This window comes from Scytonema sp. PRP1 (assembly GCF_036697665.2).
Taxonomy (GTDB): Bacteria; Cyanobacteriota; Cyanobacteriia; order Cyanobacteriales; family Nostocaceae; genus Kalymmatonema; species Kalymmatonema gypsitolerans.
In genome coordinates this window covers 22,188-30,253 of record NZ_JBAHYJ020000004.1, presented here as the reverse complement: position 1 = coordinate 30,253, position 8,066 = coordinate 22,188, and the positions used below count along the sequence as shown (strand labels likewise).

13 protein-coding genes are annotated in these 8,066 nt (G+C 47.3%); 11 read left to right on the top strand and 2 right to left on the bottom strand.

Going from position 1 to position 8,066, the window contains the following annotated elements:
- From V5G28_RS00490 to V5G28_RS00445, 10 genes are all read left to right on the top strand, one after another.
- The coding region (locus V5G28_RS00490) for a hypothetical protein (RefSeq protein ID WP_336229304.1) at positions 1–771 on the top strand (771 nt) is incomplete at its 5' end.
- Positions 772–890: 119 nt separating this feature from the next.
- Positions 891–1,115 (top strand): hypothetical protein, encoded by a 225-nt coding sequence (locus tag V5G28_RS00485; RefSeq protein ID WP_336229302.1) that lies wholly within the window; start codon positions 891–893, stop codon positions 1,113–1,115.
- A 64-nt stretch (positions 1,116–1,179) separates the two neighbouring features.
- Positions 1,180–1,977: a hypothetical protein gene (locus V5G28_RS00480; RefSeq protein ID WP_336229301.1), complete on the top strand. Its 798-nt coding sequence runs from the start codon at positions 1,180–1,182 to the stop codon at positions 1,975–1,977.
- Positions 1,965–2,141, top strand: a complete 177-nt coding sequence (locus tag V5G28_RS00475; protein ID WP_336229300.1) for a hypothetical protein — start codon at positions 1,965–1,967, stop codon at positions 2,139–2,141. The genes V5G28_RS00480 and V5G28_RS00475 overlap by 13 nt, the downstream gene beginning before the upstream one ends.
- A gap of 2 nt (positions 2,142–2,143) precedes the next feature.
- Entirely contained in the window at positions 2,144–2,728 is a 585-nt protein-coding gene (locus V5G28_RS00470) for a siphovirus Gp157 family protein (RefSeq protein WP_336229298.1), read from the top strand.
- A gap of 55 nt (positions 2,729–2,783) precedes the next feature.
- On the top strand, positions 2,784–3,476 hold the full coding sequence (locus tag V5G28_RS00465; protein ID WP_336229297.1) for a hypothetical protein: 693 nt from the start codon (positions 2,784–2,786) through the stop codon (positions 3,474–3,476).
- A 5-nt stretch (positions 3,477–3,481) separates the two neighbouring features.
- Positions 3,482–3,919 carry a hypothetical protein gene (locus V5G28_RS00460; protein ID WP_336229295.1) on the top strand — a complete coding sequence of 146 codons (438 nt, stop codon included), beginning with the start codon at positions 3,482–3,484 and terminating at the stop codon, positions 3,917–3,919.
- Positions 3,920–3,921: 2 nt separating this feature from the next.
- Positions 3,922–4,773, top strand: a complete 852-nt coding sequence (locus tag V5G28_RS00455; protein ID WP_336229294.1) for a hypothetical protein — start codon at positions 3,922–3,924, stop codon at positions 4,771–4,773.
- Positions 4,746–5,501 carry a hypothetical protein gene (locus V5G28_RS00450; RefSeq protein ID WP_336229293.1) on the top strand — a complete coding sequence of 252 codons (756 nt, stop codon included), beginning with the start codon at positions 4,746–4,748 and terminating at the stop codon, positions 5,499–5,501. Before V5G28_RS00455 ends, V5G28_RS00450 begins: the two co-directional genes overlap by 28 nt.
- Complete coding sequence (locus V5G28_RS00445) at positions 5,485–6,174, top strand: Mov34/MPN/PAD-1 family protein (protein WP_336229292.1); 690 nt, start codon at positions 5,485–5,487, stop codon at positions 6,172–6,174. Before V5G28_RS00450 ends, V5G28_RS00445 begins: the two co-directional genes overlap by 17 nt.
- Before the next feature lie 24 nt (positions 6,175–6,198).
- Here the strand turns inward: V5G28_RS00445 and V5G28_RS00440 are convergent, their stop codons facing one another.
- Complete coding sequence (locus V5G28_RS00440; protein WP_336229291.1) at positions 6,199–6,324, bottom strand: hypothetical protein; 126 nt, start codon at positions 6,322–6,324, stop codon at positions 6,199–6,201.
- A 40-nt stretch (positions 6,325–6,364) separates the two neighbouring features.
- Between V5G28_RS00440 and V5G28_RS00435 the strand changes: the two genes are divergently transcribed.
- Positions 6,365–6,994: a hypothetical protein gene (locus V5G28_RS00435; RefSeq protein ID WP_336229290.1), complete on the top strand. Its 630-nt coding sequence runs from the start codon at positions 6,365–6,367 to the stop codon at positions 6,992–6,994.
- A 39-nt stretch (positions 6,995–7,033) separates the two neighbouring features.
- Here V5G28_RS00435 and V5G28_RS00430 read toward each other — a convergent pair whose 3' ends face one another.
- Positions 7,034–7,753, bottom strand: a complete 720-nt coding sequence (locus V5G28_RS00430) for a response regulator transcription factor (protein ID WP_336229305.1) — start codon at positions 7,751–7,753, stop codon at positions 7,034–7,036.
- Between the last annotated feature and the right edge of the window lie 313 nt (positions 7,754–8,066).

Here is an 8,066-nt window from a genome sequence, read left to right as displayed (position 1 = left end):
TGGATCTCAGACCATATCACAGAAGCCTTTGGTCCCTATTTAGGTTACAACGCCGACGAAACCAAACGAGCTGGTAAAGCTGACGGCTATACCTGCCAAGGACACCAATTTCTCTACCCACTGATTGAATGGGGATGGACACGTAATGATTGCGTTGAATATCTCTATCGCACGTCGGGGTTCCTTTGGAGAAAATCTGCCTGTAGCTACTGCCCGTTTCAACAAAAACAAGCGGCGATTGCCCGCTACAATCGTGATCCCAAAGCCGCAGGATTCACACTGTTGATGGAGATGAACGCTCTGGCGTTTAATCCGCGAATGCACTTATTCTCATCAGGCACTGCTTATGATCTGATGAGAATAAGTGGTAATCAGACTGCCTTTAATGAATTAGAGCAGCTATTACAGCAATTACAGTGGGCAATCTATCACGTGCAACGCACTTACAAACAATTGATTGGAAAGAATGGCAAGCCCTACGTCAATTCCGATCGCAACGTGGTTCTCATCAATGAAGGCAACAAAGCTCAGATGGAGTCCAAGTTAGAAACGATTTGCCAGCGCCATCACGCCCCAGTAGAAGACCTGTACGGCAAACGATGCTACTGCTACCAACGGCAAGAAGGCGTTTATCCAGCTTTCGAGGAGTTTTATGTCGTTGCTCCTAAGCTGGCAAAAAACAAATGCCGTAACCTAAAAGCTTTTGACCAACACTGGCGAGAACTGACAGGACCTAATAAACCTGTCCAATTGGACCTCTTTGTCCCCTAACCTAAGTACAACAGGACATCGCGATCGCGGTAGAGCTTCCGCTCCAGACAACTTAGGTGGGCTGACAACTTCAATCAATGGCTGTATGCCCTCACCTGTTCACCAACCTGGAGAGGTCTATGTCTGAATCGCTAAACTCAAATCTTCCAACTTTCGTGGTGGTAAAGGTCGATGAACCTTTGCCGTGGTCAGAGCAAGAGACTTTCTATCCCATTTTGCCAACAGAAGAACCCCATACCTACGGCACGCTTCAGAGTGCAGCGGAACTGGTAGCCTCCTTGATTGAGGACTTTGGTTACACCACCCAAAACTACTCGGATTTATCGACTCGTGCCTGTTGCTGATGAAGACACGTTGCCACTCATTCAAAGCGCTCTGACGACTCTACAACAAGACAGTGAGTAGCTCATGTTTTTCTACTTCAGTGGACTTTCTGAGATTAATGATGCCCTCATGTTGAAACGGGCTGGCGTGAATCAAGTTTTGGTGAATCCAACAAAAATTCATCTGAGTCAGGGTTTTCTAAAGGTAGCTTTAGATTCTAATGCTTACTATCACTTTAGGTACGGCGGTACGCTCGATGTGATCCGATACATGGAAATTGCAGTGTCAGGAAACTATGCCTGGATCAGTGCTCCAGATGTGATTGGCGATCCGGAGACGACGTATCAGAATTGGCTGACGGCTCGTCGATGGCTTAAGCAAAACTTTGAGTCTTCTCCGGTGAGAATGATTCCGATATGGGGATGGGACACACCCAAGAAATTTCTGAATCACTACCTGCAACATAGTCGGATTGTAGGCATTGGTGGATTGGTAATGCTCATGCGTCAGGGCAAATCCAAAAACCCAGAGGAACGGGCGATCGCCTACAAAATGCTGCGTCAATTGAAAACCCTCTGTCAGCAATATCCTCAACGGTTTCATATCTATGGGTGCAATTGGACAGTTGCCCTCAATCATCTTCGGAGCTTGGCTTACAGTGCAGATAGTAGCCTTGCCTGGGATGGTGCTCGCTATGGATTGATTATTCATACCCGTAACGGTAAACTAATTCGCACACCTGCCTGGAAATTAGGGTTTGAAAACGGGAAGCTCGGTGCATTATATGTGCCAGAAACATTCGACGGTTTATGGCACAGAGGTAGTGCGCTATCGCGCTGGTTCATGCAGTGTGATCAAGGCTACCCTTTATGCAAATTCTAATAACCAGTTCTACCAACGACTCAACACCACTGACAATCACTCATCTTGATCTATCTCTTGAATCCGATCAATCCTCAGAAGAAGACATTAATCCAGGCACTCTGATGATTTTGGCAGATATCGAAGCAGAACGAGACTACTACGAATCTTGCGGGAGTTGGTAATCATGACCTTCCCTCTAGCTCAACAATCTTTAGTAGGACTTTCACAAGCAGCGGCGGAACTTTGGGATCTGCTGACTCACTCTCAAACAGCCGAGGAAGAAGCTGAACTTCTTGCAGAAATATGGGAAACTCAGGAAGCGCAAGAAGATGCGATCGACCTTCACGCTGAACTCGCATTTCAACTCGATGCTGAGATTGCAGGGATCAAACAGCGGCTAGAACACCTGAAAGCCGTACATCAAGCGGCACTCGATCGCTTGGAACGATGGCGACAGGCACTTGACCAGAGCATTCTGGAGCAAAACCTTGCCGGAGGGCTACCCGATGAAGTCGTCGGTCATTCACTCCGCATCACGATTCGTGAAAACCCTCCCAGTTGTGAGCTGCTAGTGGATGCCGAGGAATTGCCCGATGAGTTCCGCAAAAAGAAAGTCATATACTCTGCCGACAAGAAGGCAATTATTACTGCCTGGAAGAAAGGCATTCCAGTTGATGGCACTCATATTGAACGGAGGCGGCGCGTCATTTATTCGCTGACCGCCACAGCGATTCAAGATTTCAAAAACTCACTGTTGGCAGAACAGTAAACTTTGTTGCTGACCAGTAGCAAAACCGTATCCGTGCTACTGGCTAATCTTTAGCTTGACCTGGCTACCGCCATTTCAGCTAGACCGTCAACTTGGCTCTGTTATGAAATGGCTCACACCAGAAGAAGCGATCGCCGCCGCAAACTTAACAGCGACAGCAACTAAATTGGACGCGATCGCCAAAAGTACCAATGGCAAAAAGACGGCTGAAGAACGCTTTCATGCTCTTGGGTTGTTGTTCGATCGAGAGCGGTACGAAGCAGGGCAACTCGACTTTTTGAAACTCTTGAATTCGGCAACTGACGAAGAAGAACAAACTGATGAAGAGGATTTAGAAGCAGCTTCTGTCCATGAGGAATCCTCAAACTCTACATCCCCTACTCAGTCAGAATCAGAACCCTATATTTTCGAGCAGTGTAAAGTTCAAGTTGTGATTACTCTGTTGCCCAACACAGGACAACCAGGAGATAGACCTGTGCTGTTAGCTGCCAGCAGTCATGGTGATTTTCCGATTGTGGCAATGCTGACTCAAGAAGAACTGGGTTCGCTCCCACCTGCAATCGCCCAACTGCTAGACGACCTGAAAGCTGATTTTCCCAACCGCCAAATTCGCCGTAACATCGCTCAGACTCAAACTGCCAAAACCCCTCCTCACCGAACAATCCAGCCTCAAACCCAAACGAGCAAAGTCAGTTCTACCACCCCTAAACCGAGCAGCAATAGTCAAACCCAAATTTCATTGTTCTAATTGCCATGACCACCAGCACAACTAACAAACGACTTGTAATCTACGAAGGGCAACAACACTGGTTACCGGACGCGATCGCCCTTGATGATCAACTTCTGCGCGATGCCTTCACTCCCCTCTGTGCCGAACTAGCAAACGCAGAGATTGAGCGCAAAGAAGGAGAACCCATCCGTATCATCAAAAAGCCGGGTCGAAAGGGTACTTTCCCCTTGGAATCTCTGATAGCTGCACCTGAAGAGGTAAATCTAGCCGTGCAAATGTGTTATCAACTGCGGCAACATCAGCTAATAAACGGAATCGACTGGAGGAATGCCGAACAATGGGCAGCGCAAATTGAAGAGGCGATCGCCGCTGGTACAACATTTACCCAAGCAGTCAATCATTCATTAAAAGCCCTAACTTCTTGTAAGCCAACCTCCGGCGACATTTCTGAAGGATTCTAGCCATGAGTCTTGTCCCCAGCACTCCAGCGGAAGCAATCTACAGCCTCCGCCAGTGCCAGTTAACAATCACTCCGCTTAAAGCCCTCGACTATCTGGAAGTCCAACTCAACACTTATCAACTGCTGGCGCTCTACCAGCACTTTTTCCCATCTGAATGGGCAACTAGCCAGACTTCTCTTTATCTGCCTATTAATAATGAAGGCAACTCTAAAACAGTTTCCTTAGAAAATCGCCATAGCCCAAGGGAATTGGAGTTCATCACCCTGGTTTATACTCACCTGTTCCCAATGTCATTTTGGGCGGTGGAAAGTGCTCACGAAGAACGCCTTCAGGCTATCCCGATTACGTCAATGGGTGTGGACTGGCAAATTGAGGAGGGAATTGAAAATTTGAGGATGGGATGGAAACTGCTGCTTCCGTTCAGTAAAGAAGGTCGCTATTGGTTAGATGATGTAGAACTGGAAGGTGGCGAATGGTTTAACAGTGAATTTGAAGCTCATCACGTTTCTTACAAACATATCCATCATCCCGATCGCATCGACAACAAATGGTTGAGGCGGCTTTGTTGTGAACTCACTACACCCTTACAGTTTCTACCTCTGGCATTGAAACTCCTGGATCATGAAACTGAAAATCTCTGGCTTGATGAGTCTCCAGACGAGATGAACTACGGGCTGTACGCCTCCTCTCTACCCTGGTCCAAATCATCTATCAATCTCCTTCACCGGAAATGGAAACAAGCCAGCCGAATTTTAGATGCTGCGTACCTGTTAATTGAGTGGTTGGAAACTGATGTGAAAACTCACGCACAACTTCTACTACAGCTATGGACATGCGCCTTGAAACGAACCTAGCAGCTTCATCCAACCCTATTCTCTCCAGTGAAATAATCCAAGCAGTTCTCGCCGACCCTCCCAGAAAATCTTCTGCCATTCAAGCCGAATTGCTGTTTTTGGATGGCTACTACATCTTCCATAGACGGGATAAAAATGTTCCAGCCGCTGACATTTACAAATGTGTTTCCCCAACTGCACTCCGGGCTGCTTTTAGTCACGAACCCATTGATACTGGATGGATGCAGCCTGGTATCGTTCGTTATGGCACTGGAAGTACAGGCACTTACCTGATCAAATTTATCCCTCTGGCTACCCATTTACTCAACTGTGATGAGGTTGGAACTCTAAAAATTCCGCTGCCTGCAATGGTCTTCATGGGAATTGAGACGAAATATTGGGTTTGGACGCTCAAAAACAAAATATTCGATCCCAAAGCATTTGCATTTCATACCCCACTACCCAATATCTACAACTCAGGACAGGTTTGTTGGGGTGTTAACGAACCTCCTGATGCCAGTCCTCAAACCATCGATCTAGCCTGGAATCTTTTCATTTCCAGCCTCTTCACAAATCACTTGGCTACAGGGAAATCAAAATCTCATTCGGGTGATGTGCGGCAACAGCTTCTGAAACTGCATCAGCAAGGCAAACGTTCCACGTATCCAGCTCCTGACTTGATGCCTATCGGCAACAAAAAAAGTGTTGATGCGCTTGTGCAGGAAATTTTAGATGAACGAAACTACTAAACCGCTGATTGGTTATGCAACTGCGGCTGATTCCCTCCCTGATTCAGGCAGCGCTCTCACCTACCTTCTGGCTGGTAATGGCGTTTTTGCCAGCGCCGCTCGTCCCGGTATCAAAGTTCTCATGCCTGTCTGCCTGAGCGATCAGCGGATCAAAGGGCTACCTCACCTGACTCCTCATCTCACCATCTCACCCCGAATTCCCAAAGAACTTTTGCTAGAAGTGTGGAGATCGAGTTGTAATGCCTGCGCTGAATCCAATGCAGAAATATTATTTCATTTCCACAAACAAGACGCTGAATGGAAATTACAAACACCGGAGCAAACTCAAAACACAACCAGTTGTCAGCCCACAGAATCAGGCAGCCACGCTTCTCATTATCACGCTGTCGTAGAGATCCATTCTCATGCAACCATGCCTGCATTCTTCTCCAGCACAGATAATGCAGACGAAACAGGCTTCCGAATCTATGGCGTATTGGGTCGGGTGAATACAACCAAGCCAGAAATTCAAATGCGCGTCGGGCTATTTCAGCACTGCTGGAATATTCCGGCAAAAACCGTGTTTGATATTGAGTCAGATTTCTTTATGACAGACGTTTCTGTGATGTCTGGATGCCAGTCTTACAGCACAGAATTGCCACCTGCAAATGTATTGGAGAACTTATGGAGCTAAATCTTGATCTGGCAAACGCCTCTCCTATTCTGACGATTGACTATACCGCGATCGAACTTTGGCTAGTGGGATGCGGCGGAACAGGTTCTTGGCTGGCTCCATCCATCGTTCGCTTAGGTAGAGTTCTTTCCAGTAAAGGGAAGAAGTCAAACTCTACTTTGTTGATCCAGACCACGTTGAAGAAGTTAATGTGTTACGCCAGTGTTTCTGTGATGCAGAGATCGGGCTGAACAAAGCTAAAACATTGGCACTTCGCTACGCGATCGTATGGAAAATGGAAGTAGGCGCGATTACTCAATCCTTCGATCCAGCTTGGGTTACTCCTGGCTACAGCACCCTTGCCCTGGTTGCTGGGTGTGTTGATAATGCCAGAGCCAGACAATTGATCGCCCAGGTATTGGAAAATAACAATCATCAACTCGCCCCTCACACCTGGTATCTGGACTGTGGCAATTCCCGCCGGAGTGGGCAAGTTTTGTTAGGCTCCCATGTTTCCACCAAACCAGATGATTATCAGTTCAACGCACTAGGATGCTTTCGGCTCCCTGCCCCAACCATTCAGCAACCCGATTTGTTGGTTCCACAGCCAGAAGAAATGGAGGACAATATCCTGTCCTGTGAACAGCTTGCTCTACTGAACAGCCAATCCCTCAGCATTAATCAGCGTGTCGCGGCTGAAGCATTTGACTATCTACTGCAACTGACCACTGGCAAGCTACGACGGTTCGCCACCTATTTTGATCTGGAAAGTGGGAGTGGGCGATCTCTTTACACTACACAAGCCAGTGTCATTCAAGCACTCCCTCCATCTGTCAATTAATCACCGCATACTGCATAGTTTTTCACTGTGCCAGAATTTTTACTCGATCAGCCCTGCTCGCATTGCCAGTACAGCAGCTTGAGTGCGATCACTAGCACAGAGCTTGTTGAGGATGCTACGGATATGTACTTTAACCGTGCCAAGGCTCATATAGAGTTGCTGAGCAATTTGGTTATTGGTGTAGCCCTGAACCATCAATTCCAGCACTTCCAACTCTTTTTTCGTTAGAGGATCGGACTCCAGAATGGTAGCTTGCTCCGAATCCAGGGCATTGATGGTTACAGTTTGAGGTTCATTCGTACTTGATGGTGGCGATGCAGATTGCCGAGCGTGCTTGAGGACAATGCGAGCGATCGCCGGATCAATCCAGGATTGCCCCTCGTAAGTCATACGAATGGCTTCTAGTAGCATCTCAAACTTGGTGTTCTTAACGCAGTAAGAATCAGCCCCGGCTGCAAATGCCGCCAACACCATTCGTTCCTGAGTGTAGGAAGTCAGCATAATGAATCGGGTTTGAACATCTGACCCTGGAGGGAAAGCATTCCGAAACCGTTGAACTACCTCTACCCCATCAATATCTGGCAAACCGATGTCTACGATCGCCAGGTCGGGTTTTGCTTCCTGAAGTAGCTTTAACCCTGCAACCCCCGTCTCAGCGTCTCCTACAACAGTGATATCCTGCTGTTCATTCAAAGAGCTGCGAATCCCAGTTCGGGTCAGGCTGTGATCTTCGACAATTGCAATTCGCATCGTTTCCACCATTCACCCGATCGTGACTACTCCTAAAGGCAGATAGATGCGAACCCTAGATAAAACGGAGCATTGACAAGACGCAAAGTTTTGCTAAATTCGCTAGACTGATTTCTTTACATTGCTGTTCCCTCTCCAGAGGTTTGCTTCTTTCTCTTGTCCGTTTTTATTTCCCTGGGATGAAGGCTAAGGAAGTCTGTACCAAGCAGGCTTAGAGCAAGTTACGAAGCACAGGGGCATCGCCAGTTTGCCGTAAGTCTCACCGACAACCGACAAATAAAGCGTTGGATAACAATATGCTCTCAAAACCTTTAAACCCAAC

What these genes read in the sequence shown, in the direction of transcription:
- V5G28_RS00475 (WP_336229300.1), top strand. Translation starts at nt 1,965, where the DNA reads ATGCAAATTCTAATAACCAGTTCTACCAACGACTCAACACCACTGACA.
- V5G28_RS00470 (WP_336229298.1), top strand. Translation starts at nt 2,144, where the DNA reads ATGACCTTCCCTCTAGCTCAACAATCTTTAGTAGGACTTTCACAAGCA.
- V5G28_RS00480 (WP_336229301.1), top strand. Translation starts at nt 1,180, where the DNA reads ATGTTTTTCTACTTCAGTGGACTTTCTGAGATTAATGATGCCCTCATG.
- V5G28_RS00460 (WP_336229295.1), top strand. Translation starts at nt 3,482, where the DNA reads ATGACCACCAGCACAACTAACAAACGACTTGTAATCTACGAAGGGCAA.
- V5G28_RS00450 (WP_336229293.1), top strand. Translation starts at nt 4,746, where the DNA reads ATGGACATGCGCCTTGAAACGAACCTAGCAGCTTCATCCAACCCTATT.
- V5G28_RS00455 (WP_336229294.1), top strand. Translation starts at nt 3,922, where the DNA reads ATGAGTCTTGTCCCCAGCACTCCAGCGGAAGCAATCTACAGCCTCCGC.
- V5G28_RS00485 (WP_336229302.1), top strand. Translation starts at nt 891, where the DNA reads ATGTCTGAATCGCTAAACTCAAATCTTCCAACTTTCGTGGTGGTAAAG.
- V5G28_RS00445 (WP_336229292.1), top strand. Translation starts at nt 5,485, where the DNA reads ATGAACGAAACTACTAAACCGCTGATTGGTTATGCAACTGCGGCTGAT.